This is a genomic window from Mycoplana sp. 10N416, assembly GCF_056394765.1.
This window is the reverse complement of record NZ_JBFTIM010000010.1, coordinates 186197-210783: the sequence shown is the minus strand read 5'-3', so window position 1 is coordinate 210783 and position 24587 is coordinate 186197. Positions and strand designations below refer to the sequence as shown.

22 protein-coding genes are annotated in these 24587 nt (G+C 62.7%); 10 read left to right on the top strand and 12 right to left on the bottom strand.

Annotated features, from left to right (window positions below):
- Positions 1-143: 143 nt before the first annotated feature.
- The 5 genes from AC1DDS_RS20635 to AC1DDS_RS20615 are packed head-to-tail and all read left to right on the top strand — an operon-like array spanning position 144 to position 5628.
- Positions 144-2027, top strand: coding sequence for a peptidylprolyl isomerase (locus AC1DDS_RS20635; RefSeq protein ID WP_477480554.1), 1884 nt, complete (start codon positions 144-146; stop codon positions 2025-2027).
- A 24-nt stretch (positions 2028-2051) separates the two neighbouring features.
- On the top strand, positions 2052-3068 hold the full coding sequence (gene trpD / locus AC1DDS_RS20630) for an anthranilate phosphoribosyltransferase (protein WP_477480553.1): 1017 nt from the start codon (positions 2052-2054) through the stop codon (positions 3066-3068).
- A 15-nt stretch (positions 3069-3083) separates the two neighbouring features.
- Complete coding sequence (gene trpC, locus AC1DDS_RS20625; protein ID WP_477480552.1) at positions 3084-3899, top strand: indole-3-glycerol phosphate synthase TrpC; 816 nt, start codon at positions 3084-3086, stop codon at positions 3897-3899.
- A complete protein-coding gene (gene moaC, locus AC1DDS_RS20620) occupies positions 3896-4396 on the top strand; it encodes a cyclic pyranopterin monophosphate synthase MoaC (RefSeq protein ID WP_477480551.1) in 501 nt (166 codons plus the stop codon). Before trpC ends, moaC begins: the two co-directional genes overlap by 4 nt.
- A gap of 2 nt (positions 4397-4398) precedes the next feature.
- Positions 4399-5628 (top strand): molybdopterin molybdotransferase MoeA, encoded by a 1230-nt coding sequence (locus AC1DDS_RS20615; RefSeq protein ID WP_477480550.1) that lies wholly within the window; start codon positions 4399-4401, stop codon positions 5626-5628.
- A gap of 25 nt (positions 5629-5653) precedes the next feature.
- On the opposite strand, the gene AC1DDS_RS20610 is transcribed toward AC1DDS_RS20615, so the two are convergent.
- On the bottom strand, positions 5654-5818 hold the full coding sequence (locus AC1DDS_RS20610; protein WP_310420475.1) for a hypothetical protein: 165 nt from the start codon (positions 5816-5818) through the stop codon (positions 5654-5656).
- 242 nt (positions 5819-6060) lie between these two features.
- Between AC1DDS_RS20610 and AC1DDS_RS20605 the strand changes: the two genes are divergently transcribed.
- Positions 6061-7674, top strand: a complete 1614-nt coding sequence (locus AC1DDS_RS20605) for a M10 family metallopeptidase C-terminal domain-containing protein (RefSeq protein WP_477480549.1) — start codon at positions 6061-6063, stop codon at positions 7672-7674.
- Between the two features lie 204 nt (positions 7675-7878).
- Positions 7879-8502: a GntR family transcriptional regulator gene (locus tag AC1DDS_RS20600; RefSeq protein ID WP_477480548.1), complete on the top strand. Its 624-nt coding sequence runs from the start codon at positions 7879-7881 to the stop codon at positions 8500-8502.
- Between the two features lie 80 nt (positions 8503-8582).
- Here AC1DDS_RS20600 and AC1DDS_RS20595 read toward each other — a convergent pair whose 3' ends face one another.
- The 5 genes from AC1DDS_RS20595 to cysG form a co-directional block, all read right to left on the bottom strand.
- Complete coding sequence (locus tag AC1DDS_RS20595; protein WP_477480547.1) at positions 8583-9395, bottom strand: ferredoxin--NADP reductase; 813 nt, start codon at positions 9393-9395, stop codon at positions 8583-8585.
- Between the two features lie 222 nt (positions 9396-9617).
- Positions 9618-10118: a DUF934 domain-containing protein gene (locus AC1DDS_RS20590; RefSeq protein ID WP_477480546.1), complete on the bottom strand. Its 501-nt coding sequence runs from the start codon at positions 10116-10118 to the stop codon at positions 9618-9620.
- Between the two features lie 14 nt (positions 10119-10132).
- Positions 10133-11803 (bottom strand): nitrite/sulfite reductase, encoded by a 1671-nt coding sequence (locus AC1DDS_RS20585; RefSeq protein WP_477480545.1) that lies wholly within the window; start codon positions 11801-11803, stop codon positions 10133-10135.
- A 10-nt stretch (positions 11804-11813) separates the two neighbouring features.
- The gene (locus AC1DDS_RS20580) at positions 11814-12131 is read right to left on the bottom strand and encodes a DUF2849 domain-containing protein (RefSeq protein ID WP_477480544.1); all 318 of its coding nucleotides are present in this window, start codon (positions 12129-12131) and stop codon (positions 11814-11816) included.
- A 1-nt stretch (position 12132) separates the two neighbouring features.
- The gene (gene cysG, locus AC1DDS_RS20575) at positions 12133-13569 is read right to left on the bottom strand and encodes a siroheme synthase CysG (RefSeq protein WP_477480543.1); all 1437 of its coding nucleotides are present in this window, start codon (positions 13567-13569) and stop codon (positions 12133-12135) included.
- A 257-nt stretch (positions 13570-13826) separates the two neighbouring features.
- Between cysG and AC1DDS_RS20570 the strand changes: the two genes are divergently transcribed.
- From AC1DDS_RS20570 to mazG, 3 genes are all read left to right on the top strand, one after another.
- Positions 13827-15221 carry a GGDEF domain-containing protein gene (locus AC1DDS_RS20570; protein WP_477480542.1) on the top strand — a complete coding sequence of 465 codons (1395 nt, stop codon included), beginning with the start codon at positions 13827-13829 and terminating at the stop codon, positions 15219-15221.
- Positions 15222-15298: 77 nt separating this feature from the next.
- Positions 15299-15886, top strand: coding sequence for a deaminase (locus AC1DDS_RS20565; protein ID WP_477480541.1), 588 nt, complete (start codon positions 15299-15301; stop codon positions 15884-15886).
- A gap of 19 nt (positions 15887-15905) precedes the next feature.
- The gene (gene mazG, locus AC1DDS_RS20560; RefSeq protein WP_477480540.1) at positions 15906-16739 is read left to right on the top strand and encodes a nucleoside triphosphate pyrophosphohydrolase; all 834 of its coding nucleotides are present in this window, start codon (positions 15906-15908) and stop codon (positions 16737-16739) included.
- A 123-nt stretch (positions 16740-16862) separates the two neighbouring features.
- On the opposite strand, the gene hflX is transcribed toward mazG, so the two are convergent.
- The 6 genes from hflX to AC1DDS_RS20530 form a co-directional block, all read right to left on the bottom strand.
- Positions 16863-18215: a GTPase HflX gene (gene hflX / locus AC1DDS_RS20555; RefSeq protein ID WP_477480539.1), complete on the bottom strand. Its 1353-nt coding sequence runs from the start codon at positions 18213-18215 to the stop codon at positions 16863-16865.
- A gap of 47 nt (positions 18216-18262) precedes the next feature.
- A complete protein-coding gene (gene hfq, locus AC1DDS_RS20550; protein ID WP_310420496.1) occupies positions 18263-18505 on the bottom strand; it encodes an RNA chaperone Hfq in 243 nt (80 codons plus the stop codon).
- Between the two features lie 105 nt (positions 18506-18610).
- Positions 18611-19474 carry a D-amino-acid transaminase gene (locus tag AC1DDS_RS20545; protein WP_477480538.1) on the bottom strand — a complete coding sequence of 288 codons (864 nt, stop codon included), beginning with the start codon at positions 19472-19474 and terminating at the stop codon, positions 18611-18613.
- Positions 19475-19492: 18 nt separating this feature from the next.
- Positions 19493-20869 (bottom strand): Trk system potassium transporter TrkA, encoded by a 1377-nt coding sequence (gene trkA / locus AC1DDS_RS20540; RefSeq protein ID WP_477480537.1) that lies wholly within the window; start codon positions 20867-20869, stop codon positions 19493-19495.
- 27 nt (positions 20870-20896) lie between these two features.
- Positions 20897-22261 carry a nitrogen assimilation response regulator NtrX gene (gene ntrX, locus AC1DDS_RS20535; protein ID WP_477480536.1) on the bottom strand — a complete coding sequence of 455 codons (1365 nt, stop codon included), beginning with the start codon at positions 22259-22261 and terminating at the stop codon, positions 20897-20899.
- Entirely contained in the window at positions 22251-24521 is a 2271-nt protein-coding gene (locus AC1DDS_RS20530; RefSeq protein WP_477480535.1) for a sensor histidine kinase NtrY-like, read from the bottom strand. The genes ntrX and AC1DDS_RS20530 overlap by 11 nt, the downstream gene beginning before the upstream one ends.
- Positions 24522-24587 lie beyond the last annotated feature (66 nt).

The window sequence follows — 24587 nt, the reverse complement described above, 5'->3', positions numbered from 1 at the left end:
GATGATTGCATGCCTGAAGCCGCGTCGGCAACGTCGTGGCCGCGACCATTTCGGCCTTCCCCATTATACTTCTATTCCGCCGAACTTTCCGTTATGAGACGAACTCCGACGGCAAGCCGCCGAACCAGCTAGGAATGCGAAGTATGCTCGAATCTTTGAGAAAAGGCGCCCAGACTTGGGTTGCGAAAGCCCTGTTGCTCATTCTTGTAGCCTCATTCGGCGTATGGGGTATTTCCAGCTCGCTCGTAACGGGCACCTCGAGCGCGGTGGTGACGGTAGGAGACGTAAAGGTGTCTCCGACCGATTTCCGCCTGGCATACGAACGCCAGATCGCATCGCTGTCGCAACGCTTCGGCACGCGCCTGACGAGCGAGCAGGCCCGCGCGTTCGGGGTCGAGAACCAGGTCTTCGCCGAACTGATCGCCGGCGCCGCGCTGGATCAGCTCTCCCGCGACATGAGCCTTGGGCTCAGCAAGGACCGCCTGGCACAACTGATCGCCGACGATCCGGCCTTCAAGGGACCGAACGGCAAGTTTGATCGAGTCGCCTTCTCGTCCATCCTTCGCAATGCCGGCCTCCGGGAAAACGACTATATCAGCAATCGCAGCCAGGTGGCGGTCCGCAGCCAGATCGTCGAAGCCGTCTCCGATGGCTACAAGGCTCCGGCAACACTGACGGACGCGATCAAACAATACAGCAACGAGACCCGCAGCCTGGACTATGTGCTGCTCTCCAACGCGAATATCGAACCGGTCAAGGCGCCGGCCGAGGACGTAATCTCCGCCTGGTTTGACGAAAACAAGGACAAATATCGCGCGCCGGAATACCGCAAGATCGTCTATGTCGCCCTCGCCCCCCAGGACATTGCCGATCCGTCGACCATCGATGACGCGGCGGTGCGCGAAGACTACGAGAAGAACAAGGAGAAGTACCGTACCGCAGAGATGCGCACGGTCGAGCAACTGACCTTCGCCGATCGCAAGTCCGCCGACGAGGCCGCAGCGAAGCTGGCTTCCGGCACGACCTACGATGCGCTTGTCGCCGAGCAAGGCAAAATGGCAACCGACGTTCTGCTCGGCGATTTCAGCAAGGCGACGATGCCGGACCAGACGCTGGCGGAGGCCGCCTTTGCGATCGCCGCGGACGGCGGCACATCGCCGGTCGTCGATGGAATGTTCGGCCCCGTCATCCTGCGGGCGACGAATATCCGGCCCGAGAACACCAAGTCATTTGACGAGGTCAAGGACGAACTGCGAAACGAGTTGGCGCTGGCGCAGGCGAGCCAGGACCTGATGGCCGTTCACGATCGCTTCGAGGAAGCCCAGGCGAACGGCGCGAAGCTCGAGGAAGCCGCCAGCCAGACCAAACTCAAGGCTGTGACCATTGAAGCCATCGACAGCACCGGCAAGGGCAAGGATGGCGAGGACATTACCCTGCCCGAAGAAAGCACCCTCCTGGCCGAGGCATTCAAGACCGACGTCGGGCTCGAGAGCCCGCCGGTCAACTATGGCCGCGATGGCTACATCTGGTACGAGGTCCTCGATATCCTCCCCGCGCGCGACCGCACGCTCGACGAGGCACGCGAGAAGGTCGTAGCAGATTGGACCGCACAACAGCAGCGCGAGGCGCTGGCGAAGAAGGCGGCCGAGATTGCCGAACGGGTCCGCAAGGGTGAAAAGCTCGCCGACATCGCAACGGACATGGGCATAGCAGTCGAGATGAAGGCCGGCCTGCGGCGCGGTGCTGAGGACCCGGTGCTCAGCCCGGCAGCGGTCGCCGCCGCCTTTGCAGGTCCGCACGGCCATGTGTCCAACGCGCCGGGCACCGGCGAGGAAGGCCAGATCGTGCTGCAAGTCACAGACGTAAACAGCGAGGCCGCTGGCGATGCGCTTGCCGGTGCGGATCAGCAGATCGAGGCAGTCGCGCGCGCAAGCGGCGACGACATCCTCGACCAGATGGTCAGCAGCCTGCAGTCGGCCTACGGCGTCTCGATCAACCGGGCGCTTGCTGAACGCAGCATGCAATAAATCAGCCCTCACACGGAAGCGGACATGTCTGACCTCAAACCATTCATCGCCAAGGTTGCCGCAGGACTGCCGCTCGATCGCGAGGAAGCCCGCGCCGCCTTCGAGATCATCATGTCCGGTTCGGCGACGCCCTCGCAGATCGGCGGCTTCCTGATGGCGCTCAGGGTTCGCGGCGAAACCGTTGACGAGATCTACGGGGCCGTCGGGTCGATGCGGGCGCGGATGCTGCCGGTTTCGGTGCCGGCCGAGGCAATCGATATCGTCGGAACCGGCGGTGACGGAGCCGGCACCTACAACATCTCGACGCTGGCCTCCATCATCGTCGCCGGTGCCGGTGTTCCGGTGGCCAAGCACGGCAACCGGGCGCTCAGCTCTAAATCCGGCACCGCGGACGCTCTGTCCTGCCTGGGGGTCAAGCTCGACATCGGCCCGGAGGTGATTTCTCGCTGCGTCGCTGAAGCGGGCCTCGGCTTCATGTTCGCGACATTGCATCACCCGGCGATGAAGCACGTCGGCCCGTCGCGCGTCGAACTCGGCACGCGCACGATCTTCAACCTGCTTGGCCCGCTCTCGAATCCCGGCGGCGTGAAGTTCCAGCTGCTCGGCGTCTATGCCGCACAATGGTTGGTGCCGGTCGCCGAGGTGTTGCGCGACCTCGGTTCCGAACGTGTCTGGGTCGTGTATGGCTCCGGCCTCGACGAGATCACGACGACCGGGACGACGCAGGTTGCCGCGCTCGAAAACGGCAAGATCCGCACCTTCGAGCTGTCGCCGGCCGACTTTGGCCTGCGACAGGTCACGTTGGACGACATTCGCGGCGGTGACGGGGCGCACAATGCCGAAGCGCTGCTTGCGGTCCTGGACGGTGCTGCGACGCCCTATCGCGACATTTCGCTCGCCAACGCCGCCGCCGCGTTGATCGTCGCCGGCAAGGCGGGCGCGATCGGCGAAGCAATGGACATTGCGCGGCAGTCGCTCGAAAGCGGCAGCGCCCGCACGGCGCTGACCCGGCTCATCGCGGTATCCAACGCCGGCGAATAAGGATAGGTTTGGTTCATGACCGACATTCTCAAGAAGATAGAGGCCTACAAGCGCGACGAGATCGAAGCTGCGAAGGCACGCGTGCCGCTCGCCGAGTTGCGCGCCATGAGCCAGGATCAGGAACCGCCACGCGGTTTCTTCGCCAACCTTCTGACGAAACGCTCCGCTGGCAGTTTCGGACTGATTGCCGAGATCAAGAAGGCCAGCCCTTCCAAGGGGCTGATCCGGCCGGATTTCGATCCGCCGGCTCTTGCAAAGGCCTATCAAGCCGGGGGGGCCGCCTGTCTCTCGGTCCTGACGGATGCGCCCAGTTTCCAGGGGGCACCCGAATTCCTGACACAGGCGCGCGCGGCGTGCGACCTGCCCGCGCTGCGCAAGGACTTCATGTTCGATGCTTATCAGGTCCAGGAGGCACGCGCCTGGGGTGCCGACTGCATCCTGCTGATCATGGCATCGCTTTCCGATGGCGAAGCCGAGAGACTGGAGGACTCCGCCTTCTCGCTTGGAATGGACGTGCTGCTGGAAGTCCATGACGAGGCGGAGATGGAACGCGCACTGAAGCTGAAATCGAAGCTCCTCGGCATCAACAACCGAAACCTTCGGACCTTCGAGGTCGATCTGGCCGTTTCCGAACGGCTGGCGCGGATGGTACCCGACGACCGGCTGCTCGTGGGCGAGAGCGGGATCTTCACCCATGACGACTGCCAGCGGCTGAAGGCCTCGGGGATTTCCACCTTCCTCGTCGGGGAGAGTCTGATGCGCCAAGACGACGTTACCGCCGCCACCCGCGCCCTCCTCACCGGCGCCTCCAGCGTGATGGCGGCGGAATGACGAAGACTGCCAGCAGCGCACTGACCCACATCGGCGCCTCGGGCGAGGCCAACATGGTCGATGTCGGCGAGAAAGCCGAGACCGTCCGCGTTGCGGTCGCCGAGGGGACGATCCGAATGCTCCCTGAAACGCTGGCGCTGATCCGAGAAGGAAACGCCAAGAAGGGCGACGTGATCGGCACGGCCCGGCTCGCCGGGATCATGGCGGCAAAGCAGACCGCCAATCTCATTCCGCTCTGTCATCCGTTGATGCTGACAAAGGTAACGGTGGAGATCGTCGAGGATCCTGCCCTGCCCGGCCTGCGCGTCGAGGCGACCGCCAAGTTGACCGGCCGCACCGGGGTGGAGATGGAGGCGCTCACCGCCGTCAGCGTAGCGTGCCTGACGATCTACGACATGGCCAAGGCCGTTGACCGTGAAATGGAAATCGGCGGCATCCGCCTGGTTGCGAAATCGGGTGGTCGATCGGGTGACTACCTGCGCGGGGAGAACAGCTGACCATGTCGCTTTTGCCGGTCGAAGATGCGCTGGAACGCCTGTTGAACGCAGCTAGACCGCCGGAACGAACAGAAAGCGTCCCGTTGCACGAAGCCTGCGATCGGGTTCTGGCGAGCAATGTCCTCGCACGGCTGACGCAGCCCCCGTTCGACAATTCCGCGATGGACGGCTATGCGTTGCGCCACGCCGACATCCTCGAGGTCGGAACGAAATTGCGGGTCATCGGCCGGTCAGCGGCAGGCCATGCCTTCACAGGCTCTGTCGGCCCGGGCGAAGCGGTCCGAATCTTCACCGGCGCACCAATGCCCGCCGGGGCCGACACGGTTCTCCTGCAGGAGGACACCGAAAAGCTGGACGACGACCGCATCCGGACCACGTTCCTTCCAGCATTTGGCCGCCACATCCGCCCGCGCGGCCAGGACTTTACCGAGGGCGAAGCCGTCCTGAAGCAGGGCGACCTGCTCGACGCAGGCAGGCTGACTGTCGGCGCAGCGATGAACCATCCCGTACTGAACGTCTACGCGCGGCCGAAGGTGGCTCTGCTTGCAACCGGCGACGAGTTGGTTCCACCGGGGTCCACCCTCGGCGCAAGCCAGATCGTCGCGTCGAACAGCTATGGGGTCGCAGCGCTTGCGCGCGAGGCCGGCGCCGAGGTGATCGATCTCGGCATTGCAGCGGACGAGCCGAACGCGATCCTCGACGCCGTCGAATGGGCGAAGGCGTGCGGCGCGGATGTATTGGTGACGCTGGGCGGCGCGTCGGTTGGAGATCTCGATCTGGTCCAGCCAGTGCTGCTGTCGGCCGGGATGGAACTTGATTTCTGGAAAATCGCGATGCGCCCCGGCAAGCCCCTGATGGTGGGCAGGCTCGGCGGCATGCAGATCCTGGGCCTTCCCGGCAATCCGGTTTCCAGCATGGTCTGCGCATTGCTCTTCCTGGAGCCGCTGGTCCGGCGGCTGGCCCGCCTTCCGCAACCCGATCGCCGCACCTTCGCCGTCGCCGGGGCGCGCCTGGCCGCCAACGACCAGCGCCAGGATTACGTGCGGGCAAAAGTGACCGCGCGGGAAGACGGCGCGCTCGAAGCAACGCCGTTCACGAAGCAGGATTCCTCGATGATGAAGCTCTTCGCCGCGGCCGATTGCCTGATCGTGCGGCCGCCGCTTGCGGAAGCAACCGAGATCGGCGACCCGTGCGAAATCCTGCTGCTCCGTCCACCGGTCCGCGCCCTTTAGCATACCTGCAACTCTGCCGCGGTGCTCAGTCCTTGCCGTAGAGACGCTCGATCTCTTGCCTGGCTTTTTCGGCCAGCGGGTCGTCTGGATGCCGTTCGATGAAGAGCTCCAGCGCTTCACGTGTGCCTTTTGCCTTGAGACGGGCATATTCTGCCGCTATCGCCTCACCCGCGTTCGGGCCTTTTTGCATGGGCTCTCCCATCTGGGGGGTGCTGGATGTAGCCAGACTTTCCGGCGCGGAACACAAGAGAAACGCCACGACAACGGTCAGTACAGCGGTTGGCAACATGATGGCACGTCCCGGTATTCGCGTCTGCAGATCAGTTCCTCATCAATTCTAGCAGGCTTCATCGAGGATTCGACCGTATCAACGCCCTAGAATGCAAAACTCGGCCAGTTGCGTCGCCTGCTTATGGACAAGGACTTTTGTGAATGACCGGAATTGGAAAGAAGACCAAGACAATTTCCGCCACTGGTTCTGACTTCGTCGACTCGATCCTCAGCGACACGGCCTGGAGCGGCAGCGTCACCTACGGCTTTCCGACCTCAAAGAGTCAGTACAACTATACCGGCGAGCCGAATCAGGGTTTCCGTGCCGTGTCGGACAGCGTGAAGAAGGCGGCTCTGTTTGCGATGGAGAAGTCGTATGGCTCCGCCGCCAACGACGGATTCTCGGTTGAGGGTTTCACCAATCTCAGTTTTTCCGAGGGCAACGCCAGCACGGCCACGCTTCGCTTCGCCGAGTCCACCTATGACAATCCCACGGCGAAGGCCTATTTCCCAGGGCAATATCAGGAAGCCGGCGACCTCTGGTTTGGAACGGCCGAGGCGGGCAGCCAAAATGACCTGCGCGCTCCTAAGGCCGGCAACTACGCCTGGCACACGCTGATCCACGAACTCGGTCATGCGCTCGGGCTGGAGCACGCCCATAGCGGCGAAGGCCTGGCAACGATGCCCCAGGAGTACAACTCGGTCGAATACACGGTCATGACCTACAGCACCTATGTCGGAGACAAGGTCGACCATTACAACTATGGAGACAACGACGCGCCGCAGACCTTCATGATGGCGGACATCTATGCGCTCCAGCACATGTATGGCGCCGACTATTCGACAAACTCGGGCAACACGACCTACAAGTGGAACCCCGGCAGCGGCCAGACCTATGTCAACGGCGAGGTCGCCATCTCGCCGGGGGCCAACCGGATCTTTGCGACCGTCTGGGACGGTGGCGGCAATGACACCTACGACCTTTCCTCCTACACGAAAGCCCTGGAACTCGACCTGCGGCCGGGCTCCTACTCGATGTTCAGCAAAGCGCAGCTTGCCGATCTCGGCGGCGGCCCGAACGATGGGTATGCACGCGGCAACATCTTTAACGCACTGCTGTACAAGGGCGACACGCGCTCCCTGATCGAGAACGCCAAGGGCGGGTCCGGCAGCGACGAGATCATCGGCAACCAGGCGGCGAACAAACTGTACGGGAACGGCGGCAATGACAGGCTGTACGGCCAGGAGGGCTCCGATTACCTGTACGGCGGCAGCGGTGCTGACAAGCTGTATGGCGGAAGCGGCACCGATACGGCGATGTATTCAACGGCCACGAAGGGCGTGACGGCCAGCCTCTCCAACTCGTCGCTCAACACAAACGATGCGCAGGGCGACATCTATTCGTCGATCGAGAACCTGTACGGCACGAAATACGCCGACAAACTGATCGGCAATGGCTCTGCCAACCGTCTGACGGGCGGCGCCGGCAACGACGTTCTGGACGGCAACGGCGGCAACGACACGCTTGTCGGCGGAGCCGGAAATGACGACTTCGTCTTCAGGAAGGGCTATGGGAAAGACACGATACTCGACTTTACAGACGGGTTCGATCAGATCGATCTACGCAGCTACGGGTTTGGCAGCGTCGCGAAAGTCCTGAGCTATGCCGCACAGACAGGCTCGGATGTGCAGTTCACGTTTGCGCCGACGGACACTCTAGTTCTGAAGCACTTCGACGTTGCCGACCTGAACAAGGGCGATTTCCTGCTGGCTTGATGCCGCGCAAGCCGGGAGAAGGTCCGAGTGCGCAACGGCCCTCTCTTCGATCGCTTTTCACATTGATGCCCGTTGCGAAGCAGCAGCGCTGACAGCCGCAAATAATGGTTGCAGGCTCTGCATCGCCCGCTGGCGATGTTGTGATATATCAACCGAGTCGTCCGAAAGCGGGCGCGACAGTGGTATTTCACAGAAACTCAGCCGATGACGAGCGCAACCGGGTCACAGGCCCACCTCGCCTACCTGACCCTCGAAGGCTTGATCGTAACGCTGAAGCTGGAGCCCGGCGCACCGGTTACGGAAAGGGAGCTCATCGATCTTGCCGGCCATGGCCGCACTCCGGTGCGCGAGGCGATCCAGAAGCTGGCCTGGCAGCGCATGATCGAGGTTAAGCCGCGCGTCGGCCTCCAGATCGCGCGCATCGGTGCGGACGATCACGTGCATGTTCTCGCCGCACGCCAACGGCTCGAACCACTCGCCGCAGAACTCGTCGCGTCACATGCCTCCGCCAAGGACCGAGAGCGGCTGCTCGCTGCGGCTGAGGCGATGACTGACAGCGTGCTCCGATCGGACATGGAAGGCTTTCTCGCCGCCGACAAGGCCTTCGACGAGATCATTGAAGCCGCCTGTCCGAACAGGTTTCTCACCGCTGCGCTTGCACCGCTGCAACCCCATGCCAGACGGCTTTGGTTTGCAAGGGCCGACGACCGGCACATGAAACGGTCTGTTGATCTCCACTTGAAGGTGATCGGGGCAATCCGCGACGGCGACGCCACGGCGGCGTCCGCCACCATGTCCAGGCTGATGGCCTACATCGGCGAGTTCTAGAGTCTTTCGCGCCACGCACTTGCGGCAGGCTGGCCGCGTCTGGCGGCCATGCCTCGGGTCGTGAAAAAGGTACGATCGAACTAGTCGACGAAGGCGCGCTCGATGACGAATTCGCCCGGCTTGCTGTTGGCGCCCTCGGTCAGGCCCGCTTGTTCTAGAAGGGTCTTGGTCTCTTTCAGCATCGCCGCGGAGCCACAGATCATCGCGCGGTCGACCGCGGGATCGAAGGGGGCGACGCCCAGGTCGGCGAACATCTTGCCGTTGCTGATCAGGTCGGTGATGCGCCCCTGGTACGGGAACGGCTCGCGGGTAACGGTTGCGTAGTGGCGCAGTTTGCCCCCCACCACCTCGGACAGAAGCTCGTCCTTGGCGATCTCCTCGACCAGGTCGAAACCGTATTTCAGTTCGGAAACCTCACGGCAGGTGTGGGTCAGGATCACCTCGTCGAACTTTTCGTAGGTTTCCGGATCGCGGATCAAGCTTGCGAACGGTGCGATGCCCGTTCCAGTCGAAAACATGTAAAGACGCTTGCCGGGAGTGAGTGCATCGAGCACGAGCGTACCGGTCGGCTTCTTGCGCATCAGCACCTGGTCGCCCTGCTTGATCTGCTGCAGATGCGACGTCAGCGGGCCATCCGGCACCTTGATCGAGAAGAATTCGAGTTCCTCGTCCCAGGCGGGGCTTGCGATCGAATAGGCGCGGTAGATCGGCTTGCCGTCCACCACTAGCCCGATCATGGCGAACTCACCGGAACGGAAGCGGAAGCCATCGGGGCGCGTCATCCGGAAACGGAACAGCCGATCGGTATAGTGCTGCACGTTCGTCACCGTTTCGGCATAGACCCCGGCGGGAACGGTGGCTGCGAGATCTTCGGTCTTGGCTGGCGCGTTCATGCGTGGTCGTTTCCTGCATTCGGTCGGAGTTTGTGCGTATAGGCAGATATTATATCGCACGCGGAGAAGAAAGGCATTGCGTTCCAATGGAACCCGGCCATGCGCAAATTGCATTCGTTCGCTTCTGGTCTAGTCACCAGTTATATAGTTTTTAAAGCGGAAACGGAAAAGGCCCACCGCCGGAAGCAACCGGCGACGAGCCCCATTTGCGACAATATGTCGTCAGCCGACGCGGCGCCAGCTATAGGATTTCGCATCCGTCGACGGCTTGGCCGTCGGTTGGTAATGGTTGGCAATGCCTGGGAGGCGGTTTTCCGAAAGCCGCTTCAATGCCGTGGCGTTGGAGACTGCGAAACTGTCGATGCCGCAACGGAGCATCAGCGGGATCTGGTCGATCAGGACGTCCCCGACCGCCCGCACCTCGCCGGCAAATCCGAGGCGCGAGCGCAGCAGTGACGCATGGCTGAACGCGCGCCCGTCGTTGAAGGCGGGGAAGGCCACGGCCACCAATGCGATGCGGTCCAGGTGTCCGGCAAGCAGGCGCACGTCGTCCGCCGGCTTGATCAGCACACCGAACCCGCTCTCCTTGCCCTCCGCTGCCCGCGTCAGAAAGTCTTCCAGGCCGATGACCGCCTTCTCGTTCGAACCGACCTTGGTCTCTTCGGTCTCGATCACCCAGGGATCGTCGCCGACGAAGCCGGTTTCTTTCCAGATTTTCGTCATGCCACGCGCTCCCCTCACGCCGCTTCTGCCGTATTGCCGTAGAGTGCAGCCTTGAACGGCTGCGGCCCGACGCGGCGATAGGCGGCAAGGAAGGTCTCGGACGGATCAAGGCGCAAGCCGAGATAGGTGTCGACGATGGCCTCGATGGCATCCGTTACCTTTTCCGGCTCGAAGCCGCGGCCGATGATCTCGCCGATCGAGGTGTTTTCATCGCCCGAGCCGCCGAGCGTGATCTGATAGAGTTCCTCGCCCTTCTTCTCCACGCCAAGCAGGCCGATATGGCCGACATGGTGGTGACCGCAGGCATTGATGCAGCCGGAGATCTTGATCTTCAGCTCACCGATCTCGGCCTGCCGCTCCGGCGAGGCGAAGCGTTCGGAAATTTCCTGGGCGACGGGGATCGAGCGGGCGTTGGCCAAGGCGCAGTAGTCGAGCCCGGGGCACGCGATGATGTCGGTGATCAATCCGGCATTCGCCGTGGCAAGCCCGGCGGCCACCAGCGCGCGATAAACAGGCTCCAGGTCGGCGAGCGCCACATGCGGCAGGATCAGGTTCTGCTCGTGGCTGACGCGGATCTCGTCGAAGGCATATTCCTCGGCGATGTCGGCAACCGCCTCCATCTGCGCGTCCGTCGCGTCGCCGGGAATGCCGCCGATCGGCTTCAACGAGATCGTCACCATGCCGTAATCGGGGTGCTTGTGCGGCTGGACGTTCTGCTGGACCCAGCGGGCGAACTCCGGATCGGCCTTTTTCCACCGCGCCAGGCTTTCCCAGCCCTCGGCCCGCGGCTCGAACGCCGGTGGGGCGAAATAGGCGGCAATGGAGCGGATGTCGACGTCAGGCAGCGTCAGTTCGCCGTTCTTCAGTTCAGCGAATTCCACGTCGACCTGACGCGCCAGTTCCTCGACACCGGTCTCGTGCACGAGGATCTTGATGCGGGCCTTGTACTTGTTGTCGCGGCGGCCGTAGAGGTTGTACACGCGCATGATCGCGGTGATGTAGGACAACAGGTCGGCTTCCGGGAGGAAGTCGCGGATCTTCTTGGCGACCAGCGGCGTACGGCCCTGCCCGCCGCCGACATAGACGGCAAAGCCGATCGCACCCTTGTCGTTCTTCTTCAGGTGCAGGCCGATATCGTGAACCTGGATCGCCGCGCGGTCGCGCTCCGCACCGGTAACGGCGATCTTGAATTTGCGTGGCAGGAAGGAAAACTCCGGGTGGACCGAGGACCACTGCCGCAGGATCTCGGCATAGGGCCGCGGATCAGCCACTTCGTCGGCAGCCGCGCCGGCAAAATGATCGGCAGTGACATTGCGGATGCAGTTGCCTGAGGTCTGGATCGCATGCATCTCGACACTGGCAAGATCGGCCATCGCGTCGGGCATGTCGGCAAGCTTCGGCCAGTTGAACTGGATGTTCTGGCGCGTGGTGAAATGGCCGTAACCGCGGTCGTACTTGCGGGCGACGTGGGCGAGCATCCGCATCTGCCGGCTGTTCAGCGTGCCATAGGGGATCGCGACGCGCAGCATGTAGGCGTGAAGCTGAAGATAGACGCCGTTCATCAGCCGCAGCGGCTTGAAGGCGTCCTCGGCGAGCTCACCGGACAGGCGGCGAGCCACCTGGTCGCGGAACTGGGCGACACGGCCGGCAACAAAGGCGTGGTCGAATTCATCGTAACGATACATGTCTGGTCCTTCAGGCCGCGGCCGCGCGGATCGTCTTGAGCCCGGCATAACCGGCTGCATAGGGAATGGATGGACCTTCGGCCCGAATACGTTCGCGCATGCGCAGCGGCCGCAGGACACCATCGATGTCCTCGACGTCGACAACGTTGACGTCGACCACCTTGTTGTCGGCAAAGGCCTGCCGGCCGTTTGCTTCCAGTGCTTCGACGGCCTCCTTGTGCCGGGCGACGAAAGCGGCCTGCAGCGACTCGTTCCAGTTGCCGGCGGCGTCGAGCCAGACGGATATGCCATCCGCAAGGCGATTTGCAGTCAGAACCTTCTGTACCATGTCATGCTCCCAGGTATGCGGTTTCCACCGTCTCGCGGCTGCGGACGAGCGGAACGGAATGTTCGAAATTGGCGCCGGCGACAGCGTCGCCGATGATGACCATGACCGGGCCGGTCAATTCGTCGCGATGCTCCAGGTCCGGCAGATCTTTAAGCGTGCCGTGCAGGAGGCGCCTGTCGGCCCGGCTGGCATTCTCGATCACAGCGACGGTGGTTTCCGAAGGCAGCCCGGCCTGCATGAGGCGCCCCGCGACAGAGGCGGCGACCGTGCGCCCCATATAGACGGCAATCGTCGCGCCGGACACGGCGAGCCGTGCCCAATCCGGCAGCACCGCGCCGGTGAGGTCGTGGCCGGTCGTGAAGACGAGCGACGAGGCGACGCCACGCAGCGTCAGCGGCAGCTCGAAATCGGCGGCGGCGGCGAAGGCCGAGGTGATGCCGGGGACGATCTCATAGGCAATCCCCGCCTGACGCAACGCGGCCATTTCTTCCGCCGCTCGGCCATAGACAAGCGGATCCCCGGATTTCAGCCGCACGACGCGCTTGCCTTGTCGGCCGAGTTCCACCAGCAGGTCGTTGATCTCGTCCTGCGACTTCGAATGACAGCCCTTGCGCTTGCCGACGGAAATCCGCTCAGCATCGCGGCGCCCCATGTCGACGATGGCCTGGGGCACGAGCGCGTCGAAGACGATCACGTCCGCCTCCATCATCACCCGCTGCGCCCGCAATGTCAGGAGATCCTCGGCCCCCGGACCGGCACCCACCAGCCAGACCCGTCCCTCCGCCTGCCCCGACCTGGCCAGCAGCGCATCCACCGACCGGCGCGCAGCGGCCATATCGTTCGCATGCACCGCATCGGCCACATCGCCGGCGAAGAAGCGGCGCCAGAATATGCGCCGCGACACGCCGCGCGGCACAAATCGCTCGGCGGCATCACGATACTCGGCCGCCAGACGGGCGAGCGTACCAAGCGACGGCGACAGAACCTGATCGATGCGCGCCCTGATCAATTGTGCCAGGACCGGTCCGGCCCCTTCCGTGCCGATGGCCACGGCCACCGGCGCGCGGTTGACTAGGGCAGGCGTGTAGAAGTCGCACAGCTCCGGCTGATCGACGGCATTGGCCGGGATCCGTTTTGCCCGGGCGGCTGCCACGATCGCCTCATCCTGGGCCGCATCGCCGGTCGCGGCAAAGACCAGTGTCGCACCGTCGATCTGCCCGGCCGAAAATCGAGCCTTCACGTGCTCGACACCGTTGGCGGCTAGGAACTCCGCATATGGCGCGATCGGATCCAGGCCAAAGGCAACAATGCGCGCCTGTGTGTTGCGCAACAGCCGGACCTTGGCAAAGGCCTCGTCGCCATCGCCGAATACCACCACCTTTTTTCCGGCGACGCGGAAAAAGGCGGGGAAGACAGAAAGGCGGGATTGGTTGCTCACGAACGGATCCTTCTTCACTAGGTCCGCCGTTATCGCAAATCGGATCCGGCAAAAGAAGAAACGGAATATCGCGTCGGAGGGCCGGCGTGCATTTCTGTTCCATCGATCCGCCGGGAAGCGCAAAACCGCCCCTCTCCCCCCATCCAAGGCTCATCCGGCGCTTGGCCCATGGCGGCGCAAAAGTCCGATAACTCTTTCTTTAATCAAATTGAAACGCCCCTCTTCCTAGAGAGGGCAAACGACTGGGAAAGTCCACCATGAACGCCTCTCCAAAATGCCTGAACCTCTGGTACTCCTGTGATGAAGACCGCCTGGACAAGGCGCGGCAAACCCTCTCCGACGTCGTCGCGGAACACGTCGACCGACTGGTCGAAAGGTTTTACGAAGTCTTCTTTCAGCATGAGGAGGCATCGAGCTTCCTCAACCATTCGGTGGTCGTCGAGCGTCTAAGTCCCTCCCTTCAGCGCTGGATGCTTTCGCTCGCGACCTTTGAGCCCAAGCAGGATCTGAAGACATTCGCCGAACGGCAGGCGAAGATGGGCGAGGTGCATGCGCGCATGAAGATCCCTGTCCATCTCGTTCTCGAAGGCGCGAGCCTGATCAAGACCGACGTGGCCAAGGTCCTTCTGGCCAATCACGGGAATGGTGAGGGAGCGACGGCGATCGTTCTCCTGAACGAGATCATCGACTATTCCATGCTGCTGATGAGCCAGGCCTATGTCACCGGTATCGCGCAGCGCGCCAAGATCGAGGAGGCATACCGGCTGTTCACCCTCGGCCAGGACGTCAATGTCGAGCGCGAGAGCCAACGGGCCGCGCTCCTGGAGTGGAGTCAAACCACCATTTTCGGCCTGCTTGGGGCAGCTGGCAACGCGGCTCTCAAGCCGATCTCGACATCGGAATTCGGGCTCTGGTTCCGTCACCGCGCCAGCGTGATGTTCCAGGGATCGATCATGCTCAACAGCATCGATACGGCCATGAAGGAGATCGACGAGCAACTGCTTCCGACCATCGCAGGCCTTGCGTCCCTGCACGGACCAGATGCCCTGCCGCTCGTCGCAAAACTGCAAACACGCGTCGAAGAGATCAAGTTCCTCCTGTCGGACCTGTTCCAGAGCCTGTCCGCCGCGGCGGGCGGCCGAGATCCGCTGACGAGCACGCTCAGCCGAAAGTTCCTGCCGTCGATCCTCGGGCGAGAGATCGCGCTGTGCCAGCAGCACGGGACCCCCCTTTCCGTCATGATGATCGATGCCGACCATTTCAAGCAGGTCAACGACACCTGGGGGCATGCAGCCGGCGACGCCGTCCTGCGCCAGATTGCCGAAGTCATTGCCGACAATACGCGCTCTGCCGATATCGTGTTCCGCTATGGTGGAGAGGAATTTCTGGTCGCCCTGGTCGAAACCGGCCTGGACGGCGCCCTTGAGGTTGCCGAGAGGGTGCGCGCCGCCGTCATGAATGCGCAAATCGCGATCGGCGATTCGACACCGATCCGTGCCACGGTGTCGATTGGTGTGGCGCTCCACACGGGTCACCCCGACTATCAGCACTTGATCAACGCGGCCGACCGGGCGCTCTATCAGGCGAAGGAAGACGGTCGCAATCGGGTTTCAGCCGCGGGGGAACTGCCAATGAAAGTCGCTAACGGCTAGCAGGTGGAGCGTTTCGCGCTTCCCCTTGAGGTCGTGCGGCCGTACAGTCCCCCACATTTGACAGAGGAACTCCGGCCTTGACCGCAGCCACGCTACCGCAACGCCTGCTCGACGTTGTCGAATACGACATTCTCCCCCTGACCGAGCGCGGGGTTGCCGCTGGCAACAAGGTATTCGGCGCCGCCATCCTGCGGAAATCGGACCTGTCGGTCGTGATAGCCGAAACGAATAACGAGCTCGAAAATCCGCTCTGGCACGGCGAAGTCCATACTCTGAAGCGGTTCTACGAAACTGCTGGAGGTATCGCCACCAAGGACTTGATTTTCCTCTCCACTCACGAACCGTGTACGATGTGCATGTCGGCCATCACCTGGGCAGGATTCGACAATTTCTACTCCTTCTTCAGTCACGAGGATTCACGCGATGCCTTTGCGATTCCGCATGACCTGAAGATCCTGAAGGAAGTCTTCGGGCTTGAACCGGGCGGCTACCGCCGCAACAACGCCTTCTGGCACTCCTATTTCATCGCCGACCTCGTCGAGACGCAGGACGAGCCGCTCAAAAGCACACTGAAGGCCCAGACGACACGGATCAGGTCGGCCTATGATCGGCTCTCCGGCATCTATCAGTCGGGCAAAGACGCCAACAGCATCCCGCTCAACTGAGCGGCACGGAGAGAGCAGCATGCAGCCGTCCCGCGACATCCAGGGCCTGCTCGATATCATGGCAGCACTGCGCCAGCCCGAGACTGGCTGCCCCTGGGATATCGTCCAGACGTTCGAAACCATCAAGCCCTACACCATCGAGGAGGCCTATGAGGTTGCCGACGCGATCGAACGCGGCGACATGCATGACCTTTGCGACGAGCTCGGCGATCTGCTGCTACAGGTCGTGTTTCACGCGAGAATGGCCGAGGAAGCAGGAGAGTTCGCCTTCGGCGACGTCGTCGACGCGGTGACGCGCAAGATGATTCGTCGCCATCCGCACGTCTTCGACCGCTCCGGCGCGGACACACCCGAAGCGGTGAAGCTGCAGTGGGATACGATCAAGCAGGCGGAACGGCGCGAGCGGGCGGAACGGCGCGCCAAGCGCGGCCTGCCGCCGGAGACCGAACAGGGGTTTCTCGGCTCGGTGCAGCGATCGCTGCCAGCTCTCGTCGAGGCGTTGAAGCTCCAGGAACGCGCCGCCAAGGTCGGCTTCGACTGGTCCGAGCCGGAACCAATCCTCGACAAGATCGAGGAAGAGGTCGGGGAGTTGCGCGAGGCGCTTCGTCACGGCGACCGCAAGAAGGTGTCGGACGAGTTGGGCGACCTGATCTTCGCCGTGGTCAACATCGGCCGCCATACGGACACCGATCCCGAGATGGCACTGCGCGGCACGAATGCCAAGTTCCGCCGCCGCTTCGCTCATATCGAGACGGAACTTCAAGCCGCAGGCGAGACGCTCGAAGCCGCGACGCTGGAGCGGATGGAGGACCTTTGGCAGGCGGCAAAGGCGATCGAGCGGCAACTGGGCTAGACTATTCCGGCGAAGCACCCAGCGGCCATTTGCTCGGACTTGCGCAATATCTACGCACTGTTGCGGGGAAATGCGGACCTGCGAGGAAGAGCGGAAGCGCATTGAGCGCTGCCGCAATGCGAATCATTTTTCCCAGTCTTCGAGCGGCCGTCGAGCCCCATGCCCCAAACGGCGGTCGAGTTCTGCGGCCTCGGTCTCCGTCAGCCGGACGGCGATGCGGACGCTGCCATCCTCCAGGTCCTCACGCTCGTCCACGATCGAATGATCGTAGAGCCACGGCAGGAGCTGGAGCTTGTCCACGGGAAGAACGACGTCGCGATCCACCAGAACGCCGGACAGGCGTCGGTTGACCTCGTCCAGAAGCTTGTCCACCCCTTCGCCCGTGAGGGCGGACACGGCGATTGTGTTTGGCGTTGCCGCCGCCTTTTGCACCAGCGCCTCGCGGGCTTCGCTCGGCAGGTCGTCGATCTTGTTCCAGACATCCAGGATGCGCTCGGCGCCGTCCTTCTCGTCGATTCCGAGATCGGCGAGGATCCGCAGCACGTCGCCGGCCTGCGCCCCGTTGTCGGGGTCTGACATGTCGCGCACGTGCAGGATCAGGTCGGCCTCGAGAACTTCCTCCAGCGTCGCCCGGAAGGCGGCCACGAGGTGGGTCGGCAGGTCGGAAATGAAGCCGACGGTATCGGAAAGGATGACGGTCCGGCCCTGCGGCAGCTTCATGCGGCGCAGCGTCGGATCGAGCGTGGCAAACAGCATGTCCTCGGCCAGCACCCCTGCGCCGGTGATCCGGTTGAAGAGCGTCGATTTGCCGGCGTTGGTGTAACCGACCAGCGCCACGATCGGGTGCGGCACCTTCTTGCGCTTGGCACGGTGAAGCTGGCGCGTGCGACGGACCTGCTCCAGCTCGCGCTCCAGGCGCACGATCCGCTCCTGCAGGAGCCGCCGGTCGGCTTCGATCTGGGTTTCACCCGGACCGCCCATGAAACCCGCGCCACCGCGCTGGCGTTCCAGGTGGGTCCAGCTGCGGACCAGCCGGCCCTTCTGGTAGTTCAGATGCGCCAGTTCGACCTGCAGCGTGCCTTCCTTGGTCGAGGCACGACGGCCGAAGATCTCGAGGATCAGACCGGTCCGGTCGATGACCTTCGCGTTCCACTCTCTCTCCAGATTGCGCTGCTGCACCGGCGTCAGCGGATGGTCAACGATCACAAGGCCCGCGTCGCTCTCATCGAGCGCGGTCTTGATTTCCTCGATCTTGCCGGTGCCAAGCAGAGTGCCTGGCTTCGGTTGCGTCACCGCTACGATCGCCGAGTGGACGACGTCGAGATCGATCGCCCGGGCCAGACCGATCGCTTCGGCCAGACGCGCTTCATCGGAACGCGCAACAGGACCGGTCGCATCGCCCGCCCTCGCCTTCTTCACAACCGGAGCGATCACGACTGCGCGCGAATCGTCGCGTCGCTTCTCGCGCTCCGGCACGATGGATTCTTGGCTTGTATCTCGCTTGCTAATGAGCCGTGACCTTGTCAGGAGGCGCTTTCTTCAGTCTCGAACATCTGCAGCGGCTGGCCGGGCATGATGGTGGAGATTGCGTGCTTGTAGACGAGCTGGGAATGCCCGTCTCGGCGCAACAGTACACAGAAGTTATCGAACGACGTGACTACGCCGGTCAACTTAACACCGTTGATCAGGAAGATCGTCAGGGAAATCTTTTGCTTGCGAACGGTATTAAGGAAAAGATCCTGCAAATTTTGAGAACGTTCCGCCATGGCGCCGCTACTTTCTTGATTGCCGATCCTGCTGATCGGTTGACTGATAAACAAAAATCCCCGGGAGCCATCAAAGCACTGTTTGCCGCCCCGTCGGATTTGGTATCAAATCGCTGTCTTCTCCGCAACGTCGAAAAATGCTTCCCGCAGCTTCTGGGCAGTGGTGCCCGGATGGCCATTGGCAATGACCTTTCCATCAACCTCGACCACCGGAAAGCAGATGCTCGTCGCAGCCGTGATGAACACTTCGCGCGCCGTCAGCATTTCCGACACCATGAAAGGACGTTCCTCGACCGTGAGTTCGAGCTTTTCCGCAACCTTCATCAGCGTCGTCCGCGTGATCCCGCGGAGGATGCCGTGGTCGGCAGGCCGGGTACGGAGCTTGCCGTTTCCGTCGAGAATCCAGACATTTGTTGCAGCCCCTTCCTTAACGTAGCCGTCGGCGTCGACGAAGATCGCTTCCTGCGCGCCCTGCTCCTTCGCCTGCTGGCGGGCAAGCACATTCGGCAAAAGGCCGACGGTCTTCACGTCAACCCGGTCCCAACGGTTCTCCGGCACCGTGATCGCCTTGATCCCGTTGGCATTCTTGGCCGCGATGACGCGTGGATCGGTCGGCTTTGCAGTGATGACGATCGATGACGGCGTGCCATCCGCGGGAAAGACATGGTCACGACGGGCCACGCCGCGCGTCACCTGCAAATAGAACAGGCCGTTTGTGACCTTGTTGCGTCTCAGCAACTCCCGGATCACGGATATCAAGGCTGACCGCGTCATCGGCCAGGCGATCCGGATTTCCCGCAAGGATCTATCGAGGCGGTCCAGATGCCGCGTCAGGTCGACGATCATGCCGTGCCGCACTTCGCACACCTCGTAGACCCCGTCGGCAAACTGGTACCCGCGATCCTCGACATGCACCGCGGCATCGCTGTGGCGGACATATCTTCCGTTGACATAGGCAAAGCGTGGCATGGATACCGCCTGAAACCTCTAGAAGTATTGAATACTGACGCGGAAAAGCTGCTGGACGTGCCGCACGGCGTCACCCGTCGCGAACAATACCACCCGGTCCTTGGCCTTGATCTTCATGTCGCCATCGGGGCGCAGGACGTTTCCGTCGCGATAGATCGCACCGATGCGGATGCCGTCGGGCAATTCAAGCTCGCGGAAAGCTGTGCCAACTAGCGGAGACGTCTCCAGCGCCTCTGCCTCGATCACCTCCGCCGACCCGCGCTGCACGGCATAGACCGAGCGAATCCGCCCCTTGCGAACGTGCTGGAGGATGCCGGACATCGTCACCGCGCGCGGATTGATATGCGCGTCGATCCCGAGGCTCTTGGCGAAGTCCTGGAACGACGGTTCGTTCAGAAGCACGAGGTTCTGCTTGCAGCCGAGCTTCTTCGCCATCACGCTGCCGAGAATATTGATCTGATCGTTGTTGGTCAGGGCGACAACAAGGTCCGCGTCCTGGATATCGGCCTGCTGGAGCAGCTTCTGGTCCATTGCCGACCCGTGGAGGACAACCGCGCTTTTCAGCTGATCCGCAATATGGACCGCGCGCTCGCGATCGCTTTCGATAATCTTGACGCGCGTCCTCGGCTGGAACTCCTCGATCGTCTTTGCCACGAAGAAGCCGATGTTGCCGCCTCCGGCAATGACGATCCGCGCCGCTTCCTTTTCCTCATGGCCGAACAGCGAAAGGGTGCGACGGACATGCGTGCTTTCGCAGACGACATAGGCGAGGTCACCAGTCTGCAGTTCATCGGTCGAATGCGGGACGAACAGCCTGTTGTCCCGGTAAATTCCCGTCACCGTCGCCTTCAGATCGGGAAACAGATCCGTCAACTGCCGCATCGAGGCATTGACGACAGGACAATCCTCCATGCACTCGATCGCCACCATGACGATCCGGTCGTCGGCGAAGCGCACGACGTCGGTGGCGCCGGGATAGGAGATGCGGCGGAGCACCATCTTGCCGACTTCGATTTCCGGCGAGATCGCCACATCGATTGGCACATCGTCACGGGAGAACAGATCGGAGTATTCCGGTGCCAGATAATTCTGCGCGCGAATACGCGCGATCTTGGTCGGGACCTTGAAGAGCGAATGGGCTACCTGGCAGGCGACCATGTTGATCTCGTCGTGCAGCGTGACGGCTATGATCATCTCCGCCTGGTCGGCGCCCGCCTTGGCGAGCACGTCGGGATGGGCGCCATGGCCGACGACGCCACTGACGTCCAGCGTATCGGTGATGGCCGCGATGAGCGGCGCCGAGGTGTCGATCACCGAGACGTCGTTGCCCTCCTGGGAGAGGCGCTCGGCGATCCCGTAGCCGACCCGTCCCGCCCCGCAGATAATGACCTTCATTCCCTACCCCTTGCGGCGCCCGACGAACTAGACGCCAAGCGACTTCAGTTTGCGATGGAGCGCGGAACGCTCCATGCCAACGAACTCCGCCGTACGTGAAATATTGCCGCCGAAACGGTTGATCTGCGCGATCAGGTAGTCGCGCTCGAACATTTCGCGGGCTTCGCGCAGCGGCAGCGTCATGATGTGTTGATCGCCTTGCGAAGACACCCTCGGCAACATGTCGCCGACATCGGTCGGCAGCATGTCGGCGGTGATCGGGCTGTTCGGGCCATCGCTGCGGGCAAGGATCATCAAGCGCTCGATGTTGTTGCGCAACTGGCGGATGTTGCCCGGCCAGTCGTGTGCCTGCAACACCGCAAGCGCGTCTTCACCGATCTTGCGTGCACGGATGCCGGCCTGCTCGCTGACTTGCCGCATGAACATATCGACCAGGAAGGGGATGTCCTCACGTCGCTCCGCAAGCGGTGGCACGCGCACGGGCACCACGGCGAGACGATGGTAGAGATCTTCCCGAAACGCCCCTTCGGCAATCAGGCTTTCCAGGTTGTAGGCGGTCGAGGAAATGATCCGCACATCGACCTTGACCCGCTTTGAGCCGCCGACGCGCTCGAACTGCTGATCGACGAGGACACGCAGGATCTTGTTCTGGGTCTCGCGCGGCATCTCGCCGATCTCGTCGAGATAGAGAATGCCGCCATGGGCCTCCTCAAGGACGCCGGTCTTGCGCTGCTGGCCGCCACCGCCCTCGGTGCCGAACAGCGCAATCTCCATCCGCTCCGGCGTGATCGCAGCCGCGTTCAGCACCACGAACGGCCCGCCGGCGCGTGTCGACTTGCGGTGGATCATCCGCGCCACCAGTTCCTTGCCGGCGCCGGAGGGGCCGAGAATCATGATGCGGCTGTTGGTCGGCGACACTTTGTCGATGGTCTGGCGCAGTTGCGATACCGCAACCGATGTGCCGATCAATTCCACCGCATCGCCGGAGCGGCGCTTCAGATCCGTCACCTCGCGCTTCAGCTTGGAGGTCTCCAGCGCGCGCTCGGCGATCAGAATCAGCCGATCCGCCTTGAACGGCTTCTCGATAAAGTCGTAAGCGCCGCGACGGATGGCTGAAACCGCAGTCTCGATATTGCCGTGACCGGAAATCATCACGACCGGCAAGTCCGGATGCCGGCTCTTGATCTCATCAAGCAGCGCCAGCCCGTCGAGCTTGCTGCCCTGCATCCAGATGTCGAGGAAGACGAGGCGCGGCACGCGATCGCTGATCGCCTGAAGCGCACTGTCACTATCGAAGGCGGTCCGCGTCTCATGGCCCTCGTCGGACAGAATCCCGGACACGATCTCGCGAATATCCTCTTCGTCGTCCACCACCAGAATGTCAGAGGCCATGGGTCAGTTCCTTGTCAGTTTCATCCGCATCGACGGCCAGGGTATCCTCGACGGGCAGGATCACGCGGATCATTGCCCCATGGCCGTGGTCGAAGTCCGGCGGCGCATCGTGCAATTCGAGTTGTCCACCGTGGTCTTCGATAATCTTCTTCACGATCGCGAGACCGAGGCCCGTGCCCTTCTCGCGCATCGTCATATAGGGTTCGAGTATCCGGTGCCGGTTCTCGGTCGGCAGACCCTTGCCGTTGTCGACAATGTCGACGACGAAATGGCCGCTCTCCTCCCGGCGTGCCCGGACGAGAATCTTGCGCTCCCCGCGCGGGGCTTCCGCCGGCAGCGCCTCGATCGCCTCAACGGCATTCTTGATGACGTTGCCGAAGGCCTGGCCGAGCATGCGGGCATCGAAATTGCCGACGAGGGGCTCGTCTCCAAACTCCTTCAGGAAGGCGACATGGCTGTTGCCCATCTCCCGCAGGAACACGGCATCCTTGAGGATCGCCCGCAGATCGGACTTGTCCTTGGTCGGCTTCGGCATGCGCGCAAACGACGAGAACTCATCCACCATCCGGCCGATGTCCTCCACCTGTCGCACGATCGTGTCGGTGCACTGGTCGAAGACTGCGCGGTCCTCCTGGTCGATCTGCTTGCCATAGCGCCGCTTGATCCGCTCCGCGGACAACTGGATCGGCGTCAGGGGGTTCTTGATCTCGTGGGCGATCCTTCGGGCCACGTCTGCCCAGGCGGTGGAACGTTGCGCGATGACGAGATCGGTGATGTCGTCGATCGTGATGACGTAGGATTCGACCGCATCCTTCGTCTCTTCCCGCGTCACCTGCACGTTCAGGGTGCGTTCGGTGCCGCCGCGCATGATGTTGATCTGCCGGCGATGGTCGTTGCGGTATCGATGCGAGGCCTCCTGCAGCACGGCGTCCACTTCGGGCGCTATCTCCGCGAGGCGCGCACCGACAAGTGTTCCAGAGCTGTGGCCGAACAACTGCTCGGCCGACGAATTGGCGATCGTCAGTCGGCCACCCTCTTCGACGCCGATCACGGCAGCCGTTACACCGGACAGCACGGCTTCGATGAAGCGGCGCCGATGATCCATCTCGTCCTTGGCGTCGAGGATCTGGCCCTGCTGGGCGCGGATCTCGGCGATCATCTTGTTGAAGGTTCGCGACAGGCTGCCGACATCGCCATCGGCGCTCTTCACCGGCACCTCGGTTTCGAGATTGCCGGCGGCAACGGCGTCGGCGGCACCGATCAGCAGGCGAATCGGCCGCACGATCCGATCCGCCACCGCAATCGCAGTCCAGATCGCCGCCAGGAGCACGATGAGAGCGAAACCGAGATAGAGCACGGCGAAGGCGACCTGGAGCGACGTCCGCCCGGCCTCCAGCGCGCGGTATTCGGCTGTATTGTCCTCCATCAGCCGCATGGAGCGCATCACTTCGGGATCGACCGTCCGTACCGTGTAGAGGTAGGTATCCGGGATGTTATCGATCTTGATGACGGCGCCGACGAGGTTGGTGGTCCCCGGCGGAATCAGCGTCGGCTGGCCTGCTGCTGCCGCCTTCAGAGCCTCGTCCGGGACCGTTGGCAGCGGCTTGTCGGTCGGAATGTTTGCCCGCAGGATCAGCGTGCCATCGCCGCGCACCAGGAACGCTCCCAGCATGCCGCGGCCGCGCGCCTGCCGCGTCATCAGATCCGTAAAGCCGGTGCGGTCGAGGCTGTAGAGCTGGCGGTTGCGCTCCAGATCATTCGACATCGAAACGGTCTGGCCCTGCAGGTAGCTGGCGTTTTCCAGTACGTACGCCTGCGCCACGTTCAGCGAAGAGCTGACGATCGACTGCGTCCTGATGGAAAACCACCGGTCTAGGCCGACGTCGAGCGTGATCGACGCAAAAAGCGCCACGAGAATGGCCGGAGTGATGGCGACGACCGAGAATAGCGCGACGATGCGCACGTGCAACCGGGCAGCAGCGCGCCCCCGCGAGCGGGCCCTCAACAGCCGGACGATCTCGCGGCCGATCAGGATCATCAGGCCAAGGACGAACAGCGCGTTCACCGCCACCGAAGCGATGATGACATTCGTCACCGGCTTGATCGGCGTCAGGCCTAGCAGGATAAAGAGCGAAAGCGTCGCTGCGATCAGCGCCCCGCCGGCGAGGAGAAGGCCCGGGAGCGCGAACGATGCCCTACGGTCGCGCATATTGCCCGCACTCTCGTCCCCGCCCTCGATCGAGGTCGCATTCTCATCCATTCGCTGCACTCGCTCCAACCGATCGAGACCGACCGGTGCCCTCGTCCGCTCTGATGCCCCTCTACG

Coding starts and splice junctions, on each gene's coding strand:
- AC1DDS_RS20635 (WP_477480554.1), top strand. CDS start 144: ATGCTCGAATCTTTGAGAAAAGGCGCCCAGACTTGGGTTGCGAAAGCC.
- trpD (WP_477480553.1), top strand. CDS start 2,052: ATGTCTGACCTCAAACCATTCATCGCCAAGGTTGCCGCAGGACTGCCG.
- trpC (WP_477480552.1), top strand. CDS start 3,084: ATGACCGACATTCTCAAGAAGATAGAGGCCTACAAGCGCGACGAGATC.
- moaC (WP_477480551.1), top strand. CDS start 3,896: ATGACGAAGACTGCCAGCAGCGCACTGACCCACATCGGCGCCTCGGGC.
- AC1DDS_RS20615 (WP_477480550.1), top strand. CDS start 4,399: ATGTCGCTTTTGCCGGTCGAAGATGCGCTGGAACGCCTGTTGAACGCA.
- AC1DDS_RS20610 (WP_310420475.1), bottom strand. CDS start 5,818: ATGCAAAAAGGCCCGAACGCGGGTGAGGCGATAGCGGCAGAATATGCC.
- AC1DDS_RS20605 (WP_477480549.1), top strand. CDS start 6,061: ATGACCGGAATTGGAAAGAAGACCAAGACAATTTCCGCCACTGGTTCT.
- AC1DDS_RS20600 (WP_477480548.1), top strand. CDS start 7,879: ATGACGAGCGCAACCGGGTCACAGGCCCACCTCGCCTACCTGACCCTC.
- AC1DDS_RS20595 (WP_477480547.1), bottom strand. CDS start 9,395: ATGAACGCGCCAGCCAAGACCGAAGATCTCGCAGCCACCGTTCCCGCC.
- AC1DDS_RS20590 (WP_477480546.1), bottom strand. CDS start 10,118: ATGACGAAAATCTGGAAAGAAACCGGCTTCGTCGGCGACGATCCCTGG.
- AC1DDS_RS20585 (WP_477480545.1), bottom strand. CDS start 11,803: ATGTATCGTTACGATGAATTCGACCACGCCTTTGTTGCCGGCCGTGTC.
- AC1DDS_RS20580 (WP_477480544.1), bottom strand. CDS start 12,131: ATGGTACAGAAGGTTCTGACTGCAAATCGCCTTGCGGATGGCATATCC.
- AC1DDS_RS20570 (WP_477480542.1), top strand. CDS start 13,827: ATGAACGCCTCTCCAAAATGCCTGAACCTCTGGTACTCCTGTGATGAA.
- mazG (WP_477480540.1), top strand. CDS start 15,906: ATGCAGCCGTCCCGCGACATCCAGGGCCTGCTCGATATCATGGCAGCA.
- hfq (WP_310420496.1), bottom strand. CDS start 18,505: ATGGCGGAACGTTCTCAAAATTTGCAGGATCTTTTCCTTAATACCGTT.
- AC1DDS_RS20545 (WP_477480538.1), bottom strand. CDS start 19,474: ATGCCACGCTTTGCCTATGTCAACGGAAGATATGTCCGCCACAGCGAT.
- trkA (WP_477480537.1), bottom strand. CDS start 20,869: ATGAAGGTCATTATCTGCGGGGCGGGACGGGTCGGCTACGGGATCGCC.
- ntrX (WP_477480536.1), bottom strand. CDS start 22,261: ATGGCCTCTGACATTCTGGTGGTGGACGACGAAGAGGATATTCGCGAG.
- AC1DDS_RS20530 (WP_477480535.1), bottom strand. CDS start 24,521: ATGGATGAGAATGCGACCTCGATCGAGGGCGGGGACGAGAGTGCGGGC.